The organism is Microbacterium sp. F01, assembly GCF_056156365.1.
Map to the genome: position 1 here is coordinate 1,638,653 of NZ_CM149592.1, position 17,686 is coordinate 1,656,338.

General features: G+C 69.1%; 15 protein-coding genes. 9 read left to right on the forward strand and 6 right to left on the reverse strand.

Annotated elements, in window-relative coordinates:
- The first annotated feature begins 10 nt into the window (after nt 1-10).
- Genes pilM through ACVN90_RS07320 form a run of 5 tightly spaced genes read left to right on the forward strand, consistent with a single transcriptional unit; the run spans nt 11 to nt 4,892 of the window.
- Nucleotides 11-1,045: a type IV pilus biogenesis protein PilM gene (pilM, locus tag ACVN90_RS07300; RefSeq protein ID WP_475101474.1), complete on the forward strand. Its 1,035-nt coding sequence runs from the start codon at nt 11-13 to the stop codon at nt 1,043-1,045.
- Entirely contained in the window at nt 1,042-1,689 is a 648-nt protein-coding gene (locus ACVN90_RS07305) for a hypothetical protein (RefSeq protein ID WP_475101475.1), read from the forward strand. Before pilM ends, ACVN90_RS07305 begins: the two co-directional genes overlap by 4 nt.
- Entirely contained in the window at nt 1,689-2,354 is a 666-nt protein-coding gene (locus ACVN90_RS07310) for a hypothetical protein (protein WP_475101477.1), read from the forward strand. The genes ACVN90_RS07305 and ACVN90_RS07310 overlap by 1 nt, the downstream gene beginning before the upstream one ends.
- 5 nt (nt 2,355-2,359) lie before the next feature.
- Nucleotides 2,360-3,652 (forward strand): type IV pilus twitching motility protein PilT, encoded by a 1,293-nt coding sequence (locus ACVN90_RS07315; protein WP_475101480.1) that lies wholly within the window; start codon nt 2,360-2,362, stop codon nt 3,650-3,652.
- A 1-nt stretch (nt 3,653) separates the two neighbouring features.
- Nucleotides 3,654-4,892 (forward strand): type II secretion system F family protein, encoded by a 1,239-nt coding sequence (locus tag ACVN90_RS07320; RefSeq protein WP_475101481.1) that lies wholly within the window; start codon nt 3,654-3,656, stop codon nt 4,890-4,892.
- A 74-nt stretch (nt 4,893-4,966) separates the two neighbouring features.
- Here the strand turns inward: ACVN90_RS07320 and ACVN90_RS07325 are convergent, their stop codons facing one another.
- Complete coding sequence (locus ACVN90_RS07325; protein WP_475101482.1) at nt 4,967-6,634, reverse strand: GspE/PulE family protein; 1,668 nt, start codon at nt 6,632-6,634, stop codon at nt 4,967-4,969.
- An 87-nt stretch (nt 6,635-6,721) separates the two neighbouring features.
- Between ACVN90_RS07325 and ACVN90_RS07330 the strand changes: the two genes are divergently transcribed.
- Both ACVN90_RS07330 and ACVN90_RS07335 read left to right on the forward strand, forming a co-directional pair.
- Nucleotides 6,722-7,726 carry a YihY/virulence factor BrkB family protein gene (locus ACVN90_RS07330; RefSeq protein ID WP_475101483.1) on the forward strand — a complete coding sequence of 335 codons (1,005 nt, stop codon included), beginning with the start codon at nt 6,722-6,724 and terminating at the stop codon, nt 7,724-7,726.
- Nucleotides 7,723-8,490 carry an NAD(P)H-hydrate epimerase gene (locus ACVN90_RS07335; protein WP_475101484.1) on the forward strand — a complete coding sequence of 256 codons (768 nt, stop codon included), beginning with the start codon at nt 7,723-7,725 and terminating at the stop codon, nt 8,488-8,490. The genes ACVN90_RS07330 and ACVN90_RS07335 overlap by 4 nt, the downstream gene beginning before the upstream one ends.
- A gap of 25 nt (nt 8,491-8,515) precedes the next feature.
- Here ACVN90_RS07335 and ACVN90_RS07340 read toward each other — a convergent pair whose 3' ends face one another.
- The 4 genes from ACVN90_RS07340 to glgP all read right to left on the reverse strand — a co-directional run bounded on the left by ACVN90_RS07340 (nt 8,516) and on the right by glgP (nt 15,243).
- Nucleotides 8,516-8,884, reverse strand: a complete 369-nt coding sequence (locus tag ACVN90_RS07340) for a hypothetical protein (protein ID WP_475101485.1) — start codon at nt 8,882-8,884, stop codon at nt 8,516-8,518.
- Between the two features lie 74 nt (nt 8,885-8,958).
- Nucleotides 8,959-9,690: a glutamine amidotransferase gene (locus ACVN90_RS07345; protein ID WP_475101486.1), complete on the reverse strand. Its 732-nt coding sequence runs from the start codon at nt 9,688-9,690 to the stop codon at nt 8,959-8,961.
- A 71-nt stretch (nt 9,691-9,761) separates the two neighbouring features.
- Nucleotides 9,762-12,299, reverse strand: coding sequence for a rhamnogalacturonan lyase (locus ACVN90_RS07350; RefSeq protein ID WP_475101487.1), 2,538 nt, complete (start codon nt 12,297-12,299; stop codon nt 9,762-9,764).
- A gap of 391 nt (nt 12,300-12,690) precedes the next feature.
- Nucleotides 12,691-15,243: an alpha-glucan family phosphorylase gene (glgP, locus tag ACVN90_RS07355; RefSeq protein ID WP_475101488.1), complete on the reverse strand. Its 2,553-nt coding sequence runs from the start codon at nt 15,241-15,243 to the stop codon at nt 12,691-12,693.
- Between the two features lie 133 nt (nt 15,244-15,376).
- On the opposite strand from glgP, the gene ACVN90_RS07360 reads away from it, so the two are divergent.
- Together ACVN90_RS07360 and ACVN90_RS07365 are read left to right on the forward strand one after the other, a co-directional pair.
- Nucleotides 15,377-15,604: a response regulator gene (locus ACVN90_RS07360; protein ID WP_116193715.1), complete on the forward strand. Its 228-nt coding sequence runs from the start codon at nt 15,377-15,379 to the stop codon at nt 15,602-15,604.
- Entirely contained in the window at nt 15,594-16,223 is a 630-nt protein-coding gene (locus ACVN90_RS07365) for a CYTH domain-containing protein (RefSeq protein ID WP_475101489.1), read from the forward strand. Before ACVN90_RS07360 ends, ACVN90_RS07365 begins: the two co-directional genes overlap by 11 nt.
- A gap of 57 nt (nt 16,224-16,280) precedes the next feature.
- On the opposite strand, the gene lpdA is transcribed toward ACVN90_RS07365, so the two are convergent.
- Nucleotides 16,281-17,678: a dihydrolipoyl dehydrogenase gene (gene lpdA / locus ACVN90_RS07370; protein WP_475101491.1), complete on the reverse strand. Its 1,398-nt coding sequence runs from the start codon at nt 17,676-17,678 to the stop codon at nt 16,281-16,283.
- Between the last annotated feature and the right edge of the window lie 8 nt (nt 17,679-17,686).

The following is a 17,686-nucleotide window of genomic DNA, read 5'->3' on the forward strand; positions in this document are numbered from 1 at the left end:
AGGGGAAATCATGGGGAAGACCATCGTGGCGCTGGAGGTGACGGAGGAGAGCGTACGCGCCGCGGAGATCTCGCTTGGCCGGAAGCCTCAGCTCGTCGCCTACGGCGAAGTGCCGCTACCGCCCGAGGCAGCGCGCGACTCGGAGGTGCTCGACTCGGGCGCCGTCGCGGTCGCGCTCCGGCAGCTGTGGACCGGTGCGAAGTTCAGAAGCAAGGATGCCGTGCTCGGCGTCGCCAGCCGCCGCATCCTGGTCCGCGAATACACGACTCAGGCGATGCGGCCGGACTTGCTGCGCGAGGCGCTGCCGTACCAGGTGCAGGATCTGCTGCCGGTTCCCGCGAGCCAAGCCGTGCTCGACTTCTTCCCGATCTCGCAGGACGGCGACCAGGTCTCGGGCCTGCTCGTCGCGGCAGTGTCGGAGAACATCGAACAGATCATCTCGACGCTCGCGAAGATCAAGGTGCGGGCGCAGGCGGTCGACCTGGCCGCGTTCGGGCTCGCCCGGGTGTCGTCACCGCTCGCAGGATCCGACGAGACGATTGCGACCGTCAGTATCGGCGATCACACCACCCAGGTCGTGATCTCGCGTGGCGGCGTTCCGCTTTTCGTGCGCCTGTTGCCGATCGACGTCGCGACCGCTGCGACGCGACGTCATAACGCAGAGGCCCTGGAACCTGAGCTCGAGCTCGCGGTCGCCGGAAACGGTGCCGGCGGCGCCTCGGGCCTCGCGGCGGGCGGCCGCACCCGCGGAGCCATCCGCGCGGCGACACCGCCCGGCGTTTCGGACCTCGCGGCCCGCCTCCGCAGCACGATCGCGTTCTTCGGCAGCCGACCGACCGCTGCACCCCTGACGCGAATGTTCGTCACGGGTGCCGGCGCAGCCGTCGAAGGCGTCCTGCCGGCGCTCGGCGCCGCGATCGACATCCCGATGACGGTCGTCTCGGTCGGCGACGTGATCTCGATGTCGACTCCTCCGCCCGCCGGAGAGGTCGCGCTGAACCTCGTCGGAACCGTCGGCATCGCGCTGGGGGAGGCAGGGAAATGACCGCCATCGCCGTCCCGTTCTCGGGAGCACCTCGCGTCAACCTCATGCCGCGCAGCGAGATCGCGCGGCGGGAACGTGACTCGCTCGTGCGCCTGTGGGTGTGGCTCGTCCTCGGCGCGATCCTCGTCGCGGTGCTCATCATCGCGGGTGCGTTCGCCTTCAAGTTCTTCGCCGACCAGCGGCTCGTCGCCGAGCAGGCTCGTAGCAACGCGCTGCTCACGGAGATCGCCTCACTCTCGGAAGTCAGCCAGGCTCTGGCGACCGAGTCGGAGCTCGCCGACTTCCGCAGCGACGCCATGGCGACTGATCTCGCGTGGACTCCCGTGATGGCCAAGATCAGCGGCATCCTTCCGGCAGAGACCACGGTCACGGGTGTGGACTTCACGGTCGGCGGCGCGCCCCAGGGAGACGACGCCGCGCTCGAGCAAGGCATCGTCGGCACGGTCACCTTCGACAGCCCGACCCCGCTCGACATCGTCGCTCTCATCCGCTCGCTTCGCGGCGTCGAGGGCGTGCTTTACGCGGACGGGCAGTCGGTGACCTCGAGCCAAGTGTCAGCGGACAGGTTCTCGTACCTGCTGAACGTCGAGTTCGACCAGTCCGTGTACTCCAACCAGTACGCGGCCGAAGAAGGAGGCGAGTGATGCCCAAGCACCTCGTGACCGCCATCGGTCTGATCGTCTCGCTCGGCGTCATCGCCCTCGGTGTGTTTCTGGTCGCGATGCCGCTCTACTTCCAGGCGGTGGCCGTCGACCAGCAGACCGCGACCGTGGCCGGCACCAACGCGCTCTACCAGGCGCAGGTCGACGAACTCACGGCGCAACAGGAGAACCTCGACGCCATCAATGCCAATGTCGCGGAGCTCCGGTCGCAGATCCCGGCCACGGGCCAGTTCGACGACGTCTTCGAGGTCGTCGGACGTGCGGCCGAGGCATCCGGCGCGGCCATCACGTCGGTCACCGCGGGGGAGAAGGTCGCCTACGCGACCCGCACCGCGGCCACCGACGCCGATGCCGCAGCTGTGCCCGCCCCGGCGACGGCCACACCCGCACCGGAATCGACCGATCCCACAACGGCAGCGACCGAGACAGCGCCGGCTCCCGATGCCGCCGCGTCCGCCGGTCGTCAGCAGGTGGACTTCGTGGTCAGTGCGACGGCGGGGGATATGGCGCAGGCGACGGCCTTCGTCGATGCCCTCCGCGCCGGTCCCCGCCTCCTGAACAGCGTGGTGGTCACCATGACCCAGAGCGGCGAAGGCACCGTCGACGTGCAGATCACCGCACTGACCTACGTCGACTCGGAGGGGTGAGAACGATGGAAGAACTCGACTTCGAAACCCTCCTCGCGCGCGGAGCGCGCCACCGGGCGTCAGACGTGCACATCACCGCAGGAGCCCCGCCGCTGCTGCGCGTCGATGGCGACCTCGTGCCCGTGCCCGGATACCCGGACGCTCTCTCGGAGGAGTGGGTCGAGCGCACCGCGTTCGACCTGATGACCGAGGGGCAGCGCGCCGAGTTTCTCCAGCACGGCGAGGTCGACCTCGCCCATGCGACCCCGGGGATCGGCCGGTTCCGCACCAACGTGTACCGCCAGCTCGGGTCGATCGCGATCGCGCTGCGCTACATCCCCGACCGGGTGTACTCCCTCGAGGAGCTCGGTGCCCCGGCGATCGCCCGCGACCTGGCACTGCGCCCGCGTGGATTGGTGCTGCTGACGGGGCCAACGGGCTCCGGAAAGTCGACGACGCTCACGGCGATGGTCGACATCGTCAACCAGCTCGTCCCGGCACACATCGTCACGATCGAGGACCCGATCGAATTCCACCACCAGTCGAAGCGCTCGCTCGTGCACCAACGCGAGGTCGGGCGCGACACGAACTCGTTCGCCGAGGCGCTGCGTCGCGTGCTGCGTCAGGACCCTGATGTGATCCTCATCGGCGAGCTCCGAGACCCGGAGTCGATCTCGACGGCACTGTCCGCCGCCGAGACTGGACACCTCGTGCTCTCCACCCTGCACACCCAGGGCGCGGCGAAGAGCATCAACCGCATCATCGACGTGTTCCCCGCCGACCAGCAGCACCAGATCCGCACGCAACTGGGCGACACCCTGCAGGGCATCATCAGCCAGACGCTGCTCCCGCTCGCTCAGGTCAACGGCCGTACGATCGCGACCGAGGTGCTCATCAACACTCCGGCCGTCGCCAACATGATCCGCGAGGGCCAGGTCGCGCAGATCTACTCGGCGATGCAGGCGGGATCCGAGATCGGCATGCACACGCTCGACCAGGACCTTCGTCGCCTTGTCGCCGAAGGCACCATCGCGCGCAACGTCGCAGTGGACTTCGCGGTCGACCCGAAGAGCCTCGACGGCGTCTACATCAAGCCTCGCGATCTCGACGCGGAGGAATGGGCGCACCACGCCGGCGAATGGCGGCAGGGGGAGCTCACTGCTCCCGCAGCGAATGCCGCGCAGGGCACCGGTGTCGGCATGGGATCGCGGTTCGGCACGCCCACCGTCGGCGGCCGCGTCGATCCGACGGCGCGCGATGTCGAGTGGGGCGGCGTGGACGATCTCGAAGCGTGGACCACCGCGAACGAGGAGCGCTGACATGGCCATCGTCCAGGAGTTCGTCTACCGGGCCGTCGACCCTCGCGGCGGATCGGTCGTCAAGGGGACCATCGAGGCCGCGAGCGAGTCGGCGGTCACCGGCAAGCTGAAGGCGCAGGGGCTCACGCCGCTCGAGGTCACGCTCAAGTCCAACACGGGGCTCAACCGCGACATCAAGCTGCCGGGCGCGACGAAGACCGTGTCGGCGCGCACGCTGGCAGTGTTCTCGCGCCAGATGGCGGGTCTCATCAACGCCGGCCTCCCGCTCATGCGGACGCTCGCCATCTTGATCGAGCAGACCGACGACAAGAAGCTCCAGCCGGCGCTCGTGCAGGTGCAGGCGGACGTCGAGTCGGGGTCGTCGTTCTCGGCGGCGCTGGCGAGGCACCCGCAGACGTTCCCGCCGCTGATGCTGTCGATCATCAAGGTCGGTGAAGCGGGCGGCTTCCTCGGCAGTGCGCTCGGTTCGATCGCCGACAACTACCAGCGCGAAGCAGAGCTGCACAACAAGATCCGTGCGGCGGTGACCTATCCGGCGATCGTGCTCGTGATCGCGATCATCGGCGTGCTCGTGATGGTCACGTTCGTGGTGCCGATCTTCGAGGGCATGTTCAAGGGGCTCGGCAGCTCGCTGCCGTTGCCGACGCAGATCCTGGTGACGATCTCGAACAACATGTGGTGGATCATCCCGGCGATCATCCTCGTCGTGGTCGTCGCACTGATCTGGTGGCGCGCCAACCGGCACACCGAGCAGTACCGCCGATTCGTCGACCCGATCAAGCTGAAGATGCCCGTCTTCGGGAAGCTGACCACGAAGATCGCCGTCGCCCGGTTCGCTCGCAACCTGTCGATGATGCTCAACGCGGGCGTGCCCATCATCCAGGCGCTCGCGATCGTCGGTCAGGCCTCGAACAACTGGAAGATCGAGCAGGCCGTCCGCGACGTGCAGGAGTCGATCCGCCAGGGACGCTCGTTCGCGGCGCCGCTCGCGAAGGCGGATGTCTTCCCCGCGATGGTGCCGCAAATGGTGTCCGTCGGTGAGGAGTCGGGCACGCTCGTCGACATGCTCGCCTCGATCGCCGACTTCTACGAGGACGAGGTCGAGACCGCGACGGCGCAGCTGTCGTCGACGATCGAGCCGATCCTCATCGTCGGACTCGGCATCGTGATCGGCGGCATGGTGATCTCGCTGTACCTGCCGATCTTCACCCTGTACGGGGAGCTCGCCAAGCAGGCGTAGACCTGGGGTTCACCCAACGACCGGTGCGCAGGGCGCCGGTCGTTGGCGTGCGCCGGGTTCGGCGCGCTCCCACATCACACCGTGACCCGGAGCACTTCCTCGATCGTCGTAAGCCCCTGCGCGACCTTCGACCACCCGTCCTCGCGCAGCGAGATCATCCCCTGCTCGATCGCCACCTGACGGATCTCCGACCCCGTCGACCGCGTCACCACCAGCGACTCGATCTCGTCGCTCAGCGTCATCACCTCGTGCAGCGCCACGCGCCCGCGGTATCCGGTGCCGCTGCAGGCAGGGCATCCCACCGCCCTGTATAGCTCCGGCACGTCCGCAGGGTCGTGCGGGAAGCCCAGCGACCGCAGCACCTCCGAAGGCTCGACCAACGGCTCGCGGCACCGCATGCACAGCCGCCGCGCCAACCGCTGTGCGATCACCGCCGACAGCGCCGTCGCCACCAGGAACGGCTCGCACCCGATCTCGGTAAGCCGCGTCAAAGCCGAAGGCGCGTCATTCGTGTGCAGCGTCGACAGCACCAGGTGCCCGGTCAACGCCGCCTCGATCGAGATGTTCGCGGTCTCGAAGTCGCGGATCTCACCGACAAGGACCACGTCCGGGTCCGACCGAAGGATCGACCGCAGCGCCGTCGCGAATGTCAGCCCGGCGCGGTTGTTCACCTGCACCTGGTTGATGCCCGCGATGCGGTACTCGACCGGGTCCTCGACGGTGATCACGTTGATCTTCGGGTTCGCGATCGAGCGAAGCGCGGTGTACAGGCTCGTCGACTTTCCTGAACCTGTGGGCCCGGTCGCGAGGATCATGCCGTGCGGCTTGGTGATCGCCTCACGGAACCGCTTCTCGTTCGTGCTCGAGAACAGGAGGTCGCGCATGGACATCGTCTGGCCGGTGTTGTCGAGGATTCGCATGACGATCTTCTCGCCCCACACGGTCGGAAGGGTCGCCACGCGGAGGTCGACGGTGCGGTTCTCGTGCGTGACCGACAGGCGGCCGTCCTGCGGCTTGCGCTTCTCGGCGATGTCGATCGACGACATGATCTTCAGGCGCGAGATGATGCCGTCCTGAATCGCGCGGTCGGCCTTCTGCATCTCGTGCAGCACACCGTCGATACGGAATCGGACGGTGAGCTGCTTCTCGCCCGGCTCGACGTGGATGTCGCTCGCACGGTCGTTGATGGCCTGCGCGATCAGCAGGTTCACGAAGCGGACGATCGGGGCCGCGTCGTCCTGCTCCTCGAGGCTTTCGGTGAACGCGGCCTGGCTGGCCTCGCTCGACTCCTCGATCGAACTCGACAGCTCGCTGAGCTCTTCGTCGGATCGCAGGAACCGCTCGAACATATTGAGCAGGGCGTCTTCGGCAACGACCACGGGCTCGACGAAGAGATCCGTGACGGAGGCCACGTCGTCGAGCGCCACGATGTCGGTCGGATCCAGCACGCCCACCGTCAGCCGATCGCCGCGGCGATCAACCGCGATAAGACTGTACTTTCGACAGAGGGTGCCGGGCACCATCGCGATCACGTTCGGATCGAGAGTGGTGTTGGCCAGGTCGACGTACCTGTGGCCAGTGTGCAGAGCGATAGCCTCGGCGACCTGCGACTCCGTCACGAGCTTCGCATTGACGAGCGCTCTCTGCAGCTCGGGGCCGTCGCCCACCTCCGCGAGCGCGGCCGACATATCTGCTGCTCGAACGGCTCCGGTGAGCACGAGCGTCTGTGCAAGACCCCTCATGGTGATTCCCCTTATCCCCAGGGACATACTATGTGCCGCGCGTCAAGCCTGGGCAGCTCGGCCACGCGCGCTCGATAAGGTGGCGCCATGTCGGACCTGATCGCGAAACTGACGGCCTGGGCACTCTCCCTCCGACCGGTGCGCGTCTGGTTCCATTACCTCGAACGCCGCGGCCCCATGCTCTCGGACAGCATCACGTACCGGTCGCTGTTCTCGGTGTTCGCGGGAGTCCTGCTCGGCTTCTCGTTCGCCTCTGTCTGGCTCGCCGACAACCCCGCTGCGTGGCAGTCGTTGATCGATGCGGTGGATGCTGCGATCCCGGGCCTGCTCGGAACCGGAGACGACGGCCTCATCGACGTCTCCACGATCGAAGCTCCTGCGGGTCTCACGGTCGCCGGCATCCTCGCGCTCGTCGGTCTCGTCGGCGCGGCGATCGGCGCCATCGGGTCGCTGCGCGTCGCGTTGCGCTCTCTCGCCGACAAGGTGCACGACGACGTCTTCTGGATCTGGGTGATCCTGCGCAACCTGCTGCTCGCCATCGCGATCGGCGGCGGGTTCGTGCTGTCGGCCGGCGCGACCTTCCTCGGCACGACGTTCGTCGGCGGGGTGCTCGACTGGCTCGGCATCAGCCAAGGCGGCTTCGCCGACTTCGCGACGCGCAGCGTCTCGATCATCGTGGTCTTCATCCTCGACATGGCGATCGTCGCCGTCGCGTTCGTCTCGCTCAGCGGCGTGAAGGCGCACGCCGCATCGCTCTGGTCGGGCGCCCTGATCGGCGCGATCGGCCTGACGGTGCTGCAGCAGCTCTCGTCCCTCTTCGTCGCCGGCGCCGGGTCGAACCCTCTCCTCGCGTCGTTCGCGTCGCTCATCGCCCTGCTGCTGTGGCTGAACCTCTCGGCGCAGGTCATCCTCCTCGCGTCGACCTGGATCATCGTGAGCGAACGTCAGCGCGTAGACCGCGTGCGCGAGCGATTCGGCTCTCCGACGTTCGCCTTGCGGCGCGTGCGTCAGGCGGAGGATGCTGTGCGCGTGGCCACCGAAGAGCTCGAGCACGCGCGCGCCGACGCCGAGCGCGAGAAGCTCCGCACATGAGCGAGCGCGTTCCCACGTACACCGCCGAACAGGTGCGTGCGGCGGAACGCCCCCTGCTCGACGCCGGCGTCCCGCTGATGCACCGCGCCGCCGCAGCGCTCGCGGAGGTCGTGCGCGCAGAACTCGCGACGCCCGACACCGTCGTCACGTTGACCGGCGTGCTCGAACCCGTGATCCGCGAGACACCCGTCGCCCTGCGGCCGCGGGTGCTCGTTCTCGTGGGCTCCGGCGACAACGGCGGCGATGCCCTCTACGCCGCCGCGCACCTTTCCCGCATCGCCGACGTCGACGCGCTGCTCGTGTCGGAGCGCTTCCACGTCACCGCCCTCGCCGCCGCGGTCGCGGTCGGAGTCCGCCGCGTCGACCTTCCCGAAGTCGAAGACGCGGTCCGCCACTACGCGCTCATCGTCGACGGCATCCTCGGCATCGGCGCCGCAAGCGATCCGGCCCTGCGCGGCAGGGCACGCGGCGCGGTCACGGCGATCCGCGACGACCTCCGACGTGGAGGACGGATGCCGCGGGTCATCGCCGTCGACATCCCCAGCGGTCTTCATCCCGACACGGGCGAGGCTGACGACGCCGTGCTCGCAGCATCCGTCACCGTCACGTTCGGCGCGGTGAAGGCCGGACTCGTCACCGGGCGCGGACCCGAACTCGTAGGAGACGTCGTCCTGGTCGACATCGGGCTCGGCACGGCGCTGGAGTCCGTAGTACCGGCGGGCGAGGCACCCGTCGTCCGAATCGTCACCGCGCCGACAGACTGACCGCGGCGCAGCCTCGGAGTCGGGACTACTCGTCCTCGCCGTTGTTGCCGGGGAAGTCGGGGTCATCCTTGTGGTGTCCCCAGGCCTTGCCGTTCCCGTTGCCCGGGCCGTCCTCCGCGGCGTCGCCGTCGCCGTTGTTGCCGGGGAAGTCGGGCGAATCCTTGTGGTGCCCCCACGCGTTGCCGTTGTTGCCCGGGAAGGCGGGATCGTCCTTGCGGTGGCCCCACGCCTTCCCGTTGCCCTGTTCGCCCGGCCCGTCATCCGGTGCGACGACGCTCGTCGCGGGCAGCACCCGGCCGAGCGGAACGCCCGATGCGGCGGCCGGCACGATGATCGCGGCCGACGCGACGACGGCGATCACGGCACCCGTGATGAGCAGCTTCTTCGAACCCATGACGCACCTCGATCTCCCCAGGCGGAGGCAGCCGGTGCGGGGAGCGTACCACCGCGCCCGGGCGGTGCGAAGGGTCAGCGCGCGTAGCGCTCGATGAAGGTGCGCAGCATGCGGCTCGGGTGCGAGACGGCGGCGCGGCGTACCGCGGCGAGGGTGAGCTCGAGCTCGTCGGCGGCGAAGTATCCGTAGCCGGCGTAGGCATGGATGCGCGTCGTGATGCCCTCGACGTCGAGCTCGGGATGGAACTGCGTCGCGTACACGTTCTGGCCGACGCGGAACATCTGCACCGGGCACGTGGGCGACGACGCCAGCAGCGTCGCCGACGCGGGCAGCCGCGTGATCGCCTCCTTGTGTCCGACGAAGGCGCCGAAGGTCGCAGGGATCCCGGCAAGCAGGGGATCGGATGCCCCGGCCTCGGTCATCGTCACGGGCACGACGCTGATCGGCTCGGAGTGGGTGCGGTCGATGAGCGCACCCTGGTGCGCCCCGAGCGTGCCGACGCCGTAGCAGGCGCCGAGGAACGGGAAGTCGCGCGCGACCACCTCGTCGAGGAGGATGCCGAACTCCTGCTCGACCCGGCGCTGCGTCGGCGACTTCTTGTCGAGCGGGTCGGACGCGTTGAACGGCCCCCCGCCCACGAAGATGCCCGACACCTCATCGAGGTCGATCCGCGGCATCGGCTCGGCCTCGAGCCGCACGCGGATGAGCTCATCGGGGGAGAGGCCGGTGTACCGCAGGAAGAGCGCGTACTCCTCGTCGGCCGGCACGTCCTCGGCACGGGTCGCGAGGAGGACGAACGGCTTCACCGCACCAGCCTACGGGGGAACGCGGATGCCTCGGCCCCGCGCACCGCGCAGGGCCGAGGCATCCATCGCCCTTACTTACTGAATGCGTGCGTCCACGTCGAGACCGCGCCCGAGGCCACGGCGAAGCCGGCCTTCGGCACCGCGGTCACCGTCACCGTCGCGCCGCGACCGGCCTTGACGACGGGCAGGCGCACCTTCTCACCGTCGACGTAGTAGTCGAACCCGCGAGTGGGCACGATCACCACGAGATCTGCGGCCGACCCGCGGGGGTCGGTGAACTTCGGCGCCCGAGGCGTCGCGGCGGTCGTGAGCACGGGCACGTTCGCGAAGTCCATGTCGCTCGCGAAGTAGTAGCTCGTGTACGACGGCTGGTTGTAGGTGGTGTTCTGGCGGGCCACCTCGGCGCGGTACTGCACGTCGTGCAGGAGCGTGGGCAGCTTGTGCGTCGTCACCTCGGTGCTGGTGTAGATACGCAGCGCGCTCGAGTCGGCGGTGCGCACGAGCAGCTCCTCGCGCCAGTCGCCGAGCACGTCGGCCACGAGCGACGCGTTGCCCTTGGTGCCGTTGTTGCTGCGGGTGTCGGTCGCAGTGAGCACGCGGCCGCGCGTCCAGTCGTCGATCGTGACGTTCTGGTCACCGCTGCCGTTGACGATCTGCGTGGTCATATCGGCGGCCCAGCGGATCGACTGGTTCGTGCCCGGGATCGCCGAGCCGAGGATCTGGCCCGTCGAGCTCAGCAGGCCGGAGGCCTCGGTGCCGCCGGGCATGCTCGCCCACGCCTCGAGTCCCGACACATCGGCGCGCACGTCGCCGATCATGCTGCGGCCCGTGTCACGGCCCGAGTAGGCGCCGAAGAGCACCTCGCCGGTCGCGGCATCGCGCATCGCCGAGCCGTAGGGCGCGAAGGTGCCGCCCTCGTGAGCGGTCCAGATCTCGAGACCGGGGCGGTTCGGGTCGATGTCGGTGACGTGCATCGCGTCACCGTGGCCGAGGCGCACGTTCTGGCCGGGGGCCGCGCTACCGGCAGGCAGCACGTCGAACGAGCTGTACAGCAGGCCGCCGTCGTCGTCGAGCGTCGCCGCGCCGTACACGATCTCGTGCTTGCCGTCGCCGTCGACGTCGGCCGCGCTCAGCGAGTGGAAGCCCTGCGTCGTGATCGAGCCGTACACCGGGTCGGTGCCGTCACGCCCGTGCGGACCGTCGTTGAACGGGTTCGTCATCGGCACGTGACCGCTGTCGACCGCCCAGCGCGTCGTGAGGTGCTCGCCGTCCCAGTCGTAGGCGTTGACGGTGGTGCGCGTGTAGTAACCGCGCGCGAAGACCGCCGACGGGTGCGTGCCGTCGAGGTACGCGACGCCCGCGAGGAAGCGGTCGACGCGGTTGCCCGGCTCGATGCGGGCCATCGCGTAGTCGCCCCACAGCAGGCCGTCGTCGTCGCGGCCCGGCTCGTAGCGCACAGTCTCGAGCTCTTCGCCGGTCGCCGAGTCGAAGACCGTGAGGTACTCCGGCCCGTCGACGATGAAGCCCTCGAAGTTGCGGAGCACGTTGCGGGTGCTCCGCGACGGGGCGTACGTGTCGATGAAGTAGTCGACGAGCTTCTCGGCGTCCGTCTGCGAGAGCGGGTAGTCGTAGGCGACCGGGATGCCGAACGCCTGCTCGAGCGTCGCCGGCCAGTTGCCGGCCACCACCTCGGGGTGCTCGGTCCACCCCTGGAACATCTCGACGAGGTGGGCCTCGTAGTCAGCCGCGCTCATGCGATAGTCGTCCGTCGCCGCGTAGCCGGCCGCGAGGTCGTCGGCGAGCATCGTGATCGGCGACTCGGACGCGACGCTGCCATCGGCGTTGTACGTGATCGACTTCGTGCCGGGCGCCGTCTTCAGCATCGTCTCGGACCGGCCGTCGCCGTCGAAGTCGTAGACCATGAACTGCGTGTAGTGCGCGCCCGCGCGGAGGTTCACGCCCAGGTCGATGCGGTTGAGCAGCGTGCCGTCGAGCTCGTAGGTGTCGATGTAGACGGGGCCGGTGTAGCCCACCTGCGACACGTCCTTCGAGTTGGACGGGTCCCACTTGACGACGAACTCCAGCTCGCCGTCGCCGTCGACGTCGGCGACCGACGCGTCGTTGGCCGAGTAGGTGTACTTCTCGCCGTTCGGGTGGATGACGCCGGGCGGCGTCGTGCCGTCGGCCGGCTTCTGCAGCGGCAGGTCGTAGAACCCGTCGCTCCACACCGAGACGGGCGCGGACTGCTCGCCGGTCACGTCGTGCCACGCGGGAGCGACGGTATAGACAGATGCTGGGGTCGCGCCCGCATCCGCATAGTTCGTGCTGTCGTCGACCGTGGCGATGCGCTCGCCGTCGCGGAACACCGCGAACGACGGGCCACTCACGCCCGTCTCGGTCGCGGGGCCGGCCTCGGTCGCGAGCAGTCGCCAGCTGAGGAACACGCCCTCGCCGGTCGAGACGGCGACGAGACCGCGATCGAGCGCCTCGAGCTGTGCGCCGGCGGGGGAGGCCGGCTCGGCCAGCGCGGGTTGCGCCAGTCCGAGTGTGAGTGCGCACGCGGCCGAGCCGGCCACGAGCGCGCGGACAGAGGTGCTGCGGAGATTCATCGTCGAATCGCTCTCCCGAGGTTGTGATCCGCGTGGGGACGGACCTTCATCGTTGTAAACGCAAGGAATACGTTTTCCCGCACGACCTTAGGTCAGCCACCCTCGCCCGGTCAACAGCTCAGCCGAGGAGATTGGAACGATTTAATGTGCGTTGGCCCCCGCTGCGGTGCCCTCGAGTCGGCCCCAGCTGTCGCTTCTCATCACGCATCTGGCACAACGGGCCGACTGATCCGTGCACCCCCGCACGAGCGAGCACGCAGTCGTCCCGTGACGTCGCGTGCCCGGTCGCATGCGACGTCAGCGGCCGACTCGAGCGCTGCCGAGCGTCGCGAATGGACGGATGCTGCGGCCCGGCGCAGTGCGCCGGGCCGCAGCATCCGTCCATCCGAACTCAGGAGGCGTACGTGACGAGGCCGAGCTCCACCGGCGACACGAGCTGGGCGTGCGCGGGGCGCACGCGGACGGTGTAGCCGAACGTGCCGGTCACGCTGAGGGGGAGGGTGCCGCTGAACACCGTCGCGCCGTCCGCGGCGGACGCGCCGGGGGAGAGGCGGTACACCGAGTGGTCGCGTGACAGCGCGTCGTCCTGGTTCGTCGCGCCGTACAGCAGCTCGACCGCGACGTCGTCGGGCGAGAGGCCGTCGAGCCGCACGTCGGCCCGCACCTCGAGGGTGTCGCCGGCCTGCGCCTGCTGCGGGATGCCCGAGCTGTCGACGCTCGCGATCGACACGCGACCCCAGGCTTCGCGCACGCGCCCGACGAACGCGGCGACCGCGCGCGCGTCGAGGAACCCGTTCGCCCGGAGCGCCACGTCGTGCGCCGCCGCCGGCACGTAGAGCCGCTGGACGTAGTCGCGCACCATGCGATCGCTCGTGGCCTTCTTGCCGAGCTCGGTCATGGTGTGGCGCACCATGTCGAGCCAGCGCAGCGGAATGCCTCCCTCGCGCTCGTAGAAGCGCGGCACCAGCTGGTGCTCGATGAGGTCGTAGAGGGCCGCCGCCTCGGCGTCGTCGCGCTCCTCGTCGTTCGCCGCCGTGTCGGCGGTCGGGATCGCCCAGCCGTTCTCGCCGTCGTACCACTCGTCCCACCAGCCGTCGAGGATCGAGAGGTTGAGCGCGCCGTTGAGCGCCGCCTTCATGCCGCTCGTGCCGCACGCCTCGAGTGGGCGCAGCGGGTTGTTGAGCCACACGTCGCAGCCGGGGTAGAGGTCCTTGGCGAGCGTGATGTCGTAATCCGGCAGGAACACGATGCGCCCGCGCACCTTCGGGTCGCGGCTGAACCGCACGAGCTGCTGGATCAGGATCTTGCCCGAGTCGTCGGCCGGGTGCGATTTGCCGCCGATCACGATCTGCACCGGGCGTTCGGGGTCGGTGAGGAGCCGGGTCAGTCGCTCGGGGTCACGCAGCATGAGCGTGAGGCGCTTGTACGTCGGCACGCGGCGCGCGAAGCCGATGGTCAGCACCTCCGGGTCGAGCAGGTCCTCGACCCACGAGGGCGTGTGGCCGTTGGAGATGGATGCTGCGACCCGCCGCCGCGCCTCCGCCACGAGCTCGCCCTTCATCTGCTGGCGCACGCCCCACAGCTCGGCATCCTCGACGACAGCGCGGTCGGTCCAGTCGTGGGTGTCGGTGTGCGCATCGCCCCAGGCCCGCTCGCTGACGGCCTTGAGGGCCGGGTGCACCCAGGTCGGAGCGTGGACGCCGTTGGTGATCGACGTGATCGGCACCTCGTCGGTGTCGACGCCCGGCCACAGCATGCCGAACATGCCGCGGCTGACCTCGCCGTGCAGCACCGAGACGCCGTTCGCGTGCTGGCCGAGATGCAGGCCGAGCACCGCCATGTTGAAGACGCCCTGGTCGCCGCCGTCCCACGTCTCGAGGCCGAGCGAGATCGCGCGGCCTGCGTCGAGACCCTGGAACAGGCCGCTCGAGAGGAAGTCGGCGATGAGGTCGCGCGGGAACCGGTCGATGCCGGCGGGCACCGGCGTGTGGGTCGTGAAGACCGTGCCCGCGCGCACCTGGGCGAGGGCCTCGTCGAAGCTGAGGCCGTCGTGCGTGATGAGCTCGGACATGCGCTCGAGTCCCTGGAACCCGGCGTGGCCCTCGTTGGTGTGGTAGACGTCCGGGGTGGGGCGACCGGTGAGCTCCGACCACGCGCGCACCGCGCGCACCCCGCCGACACCGAGCAGCAGCTCCTGAAGCAGGCGGTGCTCGCCGCCGCCTCCGTACAGGCGGTCGGTGACGCGGCGCATCTCGTCGGTGTTCGAGGGCGTCTCGGAGTCGAGCAGCAGCAGCGGGATGCGGCCGATGTCGGCGACCCAGACGCGGGCGTGCAGGCGGCGGTCGCCCGGCAGGTCGAGCGTGATCTCGACCGGGGCGCCCTCGCGGTCGCGCAGCAGCGTCAGGCCGAGGCCGTACGGGTCGAGCAGCGGGTAGCTCTCGCGCTGCCAGCCGTCATCGCCGATCGACTGGCGGAAGTAGCCGGCGCGGTAGAAGAGGCCGACACCCGTGAGCGGCACGCCCAGGTCGGACGCGCTCTTGAGGTGGTCGCCGGCGAGGATGCCGAGACCGCCCGAGTACTGCGGGAGCGAGCCGTCGACGCCGAACTCGGGGGAGAAGTAGGCGATGTGCACGGGCTTGTCGCCCTCGAGCTGCTGGAACCAGCGCTCGCCCTCGAGATAGGCGGTGAGACGCTCGTCCTCCTCGCGCACGCGGGCGACGAACTCTTCGTCGCGAGCGAGCTCGTCGAGGCGCTCCTGGCCCAGCGCGCCCAGCATCCGTGCGGGGTTCGCGCCGATCTCGTCCCACAGGGAGGGATCCATCGAGGCGAACAGCGCGTGCGTCGCGCGGCTCCACGACCAGCGCCAGTTGGAGGCGAGGCGGTCGAGCGGGGCGAGGGATTCGGCGAGGACGGGGCGGACGGTGAACGTACGGATGGCCTTCACGCACGCGATTCTAGGGGCAAAACCTGGAAGCGCTTGCACCGGTTCGGTGAACAACAGCCTCCCCCGAGTGACACGCGGTGGTTCGAATCGCAAGGGAGCGGCCCGCGTCGGGTGCCGGGTCTACTCTGGCGCTATGGCAATCGCACGACTGCACGGCGGACCCCTCGACGGACAGATCATTCCGCTCGACCCGACCGTCTCCGACTCGTACATCGTCCCCTACGGCGAGGGGCAGCTCGTCTACCGCCGCGAGGGCGAAGAGACCCACACGGGCGGGCAGGACGGCCCGACCGAGACCCGCTTCGTCTACGTCGAGGCCACCGAAGACATCGACCCGAACCCGGACGGTCGTGACGACTGACGGTGGGTCATCCAGCGTCGAGGTCGAGCTGAAGTTCGACGTCGACGAGTCCACGCCGCTGCCCGACTGGTCGGGGCTTCCCGGTGTGGCGAGCGTCGGCGACCCCGAGCTGCGCCAGCTCGACGCCACCTACCTCGACAGCGACGACCTCTCGCTCGCGCACGCGGGCTACGCGGTGCGCCACCGCACCGGCGGCCCCGACGAGGGCTGGCACATCAAGGGCCCGCGCGGGGCGGACGGCGGCCGGGTCGAGCTGCACTGGCCGATCAGCCCGGTGAATGAGATCCCGGATGCTGTCGCCGACGCGGTCTCGAAGATCGCGAGCGCGTCGGACTTCGCGCCGATCGCGCGCATTCGCAACCAGCGCACCGCCTACGCGCTGCAGGACGAGCACGGCGGTCTCGTCGCGGAGTTCGTGGACGACCACGTGACAGCCACCGACGAGCGCTCCGGCACCGAGCGGACCTGGCGGGAGTGGGAGTTCGAACTCGGGCCTGCCGCCCCCGGCTCCGCCGACGAACGCGGCGCGCTGCTCGCGGCCGCCGAAGCAGCGGTGCGCACCGCGGGCGGGCGGGTCGCGGCATCCGATTCCAAACTCGCCCGCACCCTCGGCGCCTGAACACACGAGAACGCCCCGGACCTTCGAGAAGGTCCGGGGCGTTTCTGCGTCAGCTGATCAGAGGTTGATCATGTGGCCGGCGAGGCCGTGGAAGGCCTCCTGCACGGCCTCCGACAGCGTCGGGTGCGTGTGGACGTTGCGCGCCGCCTCGAGGGCGGTGAGGTCCCACTTCTGCGCGAGGGTCAGTTCGGGCAGGAGCTCCGAGACGTCGGGGCCGATGAGGTGGCCGCCGAGCAGTTCGAGGTGCTCGCCGTCGGCGATGAGCTTGACGAAGCCGATGGGCTCGCCCAGGCCGTTCGCCTTGCCGTTCGCCGAGAACGGGAACTTCGCGACCTTGACGTCGTAGCCGGCGTCGCGCGCCTGCTGCTCGGTGAGGCCGAACGAGGCGACCTGCGGCGAGCAGAACGTCGCGCGCGGCATCATGCGGTAGTCGCCCAACGTCTGCGTCTCGGCCTTGCCGATGGTCTCGGCCGCGACGACGGCCTGCGCCTCCGCCACGTGAGCCAGCTGCAGCTTCGCGGTGACGTCGCCGATCGCGTAGATGTGCGGCACGTTGGTGCGCATGTGGTCGTCGATGTCGATCGCCCCACGGTCGGTGAGCTTCACGCCGGTGTTCTCGAGGCCGTAGCCTTCGACGTTGGCGGCGAAGCCGATCGACATCATGACCTTGTCGGCGTCGATGGAGCCCTGGGTGCCGTCCTTGGCGGTGTAGGTCACGGTGACCTTGTCGCCCTGGTCGGTGACCGTCTCGACCTTGGTCGAGGTGAGGATGTCGACGCCGTAGTTCTTGTACTGGCGGGCGATCTCCTTCGAGACGTCCGCGTCCTCGTTCGGCAGCGCACGGTCGAGGAACTCGATGATCGTGACCTTGACGCCGTAGTTCACCATCACGAAGGCGAACTCCATGCCGATGGCGCCTGCGCCGACGATGACGATCGACTGCGGAAGGTCACGGGCGAGGATCTGCTCCTCGTACGTGACGACGTTGCCGCCGAGCTGCACGCCCGGGAGCAGGCGCACCTTGGAACCGGTCGAGATGATCGCGTTGTCGAAGGTGACGCGCTCGGTGGTGCCGTCGGCCTTCTTGACGTCGATGGTGTTCGCGTCGACGAACGACCCGCGACCCTCGTACTCGTCGACCTTGTTCTTCTTCATCAGGTAGTGGATGCCCTTGACGTGCGTCTCGGCCACCTTGCGGCTGCGGTCCCACGCGACGCCGAAGTCGAAGTGCACGTCACCCGAGATGCCGAACAGGTCGGCCTTGTGGTGGAACTGGTGCGCGAGGTCGGCGTTCTTGAGGAGAGCCTTCGAGGGGATGCAGCCGACGTTGAGGCACACACCGCCCCAGTACTTCTCTTCGATGATGGCGACCTTGAGGCCGAGCTGCGAAGCGCGGACGGCTGCGACGTAGCCGCCGGGCCCCGCGCCGAGGATGGCGACGTCGTAGTGAGGCATGGTCTCAA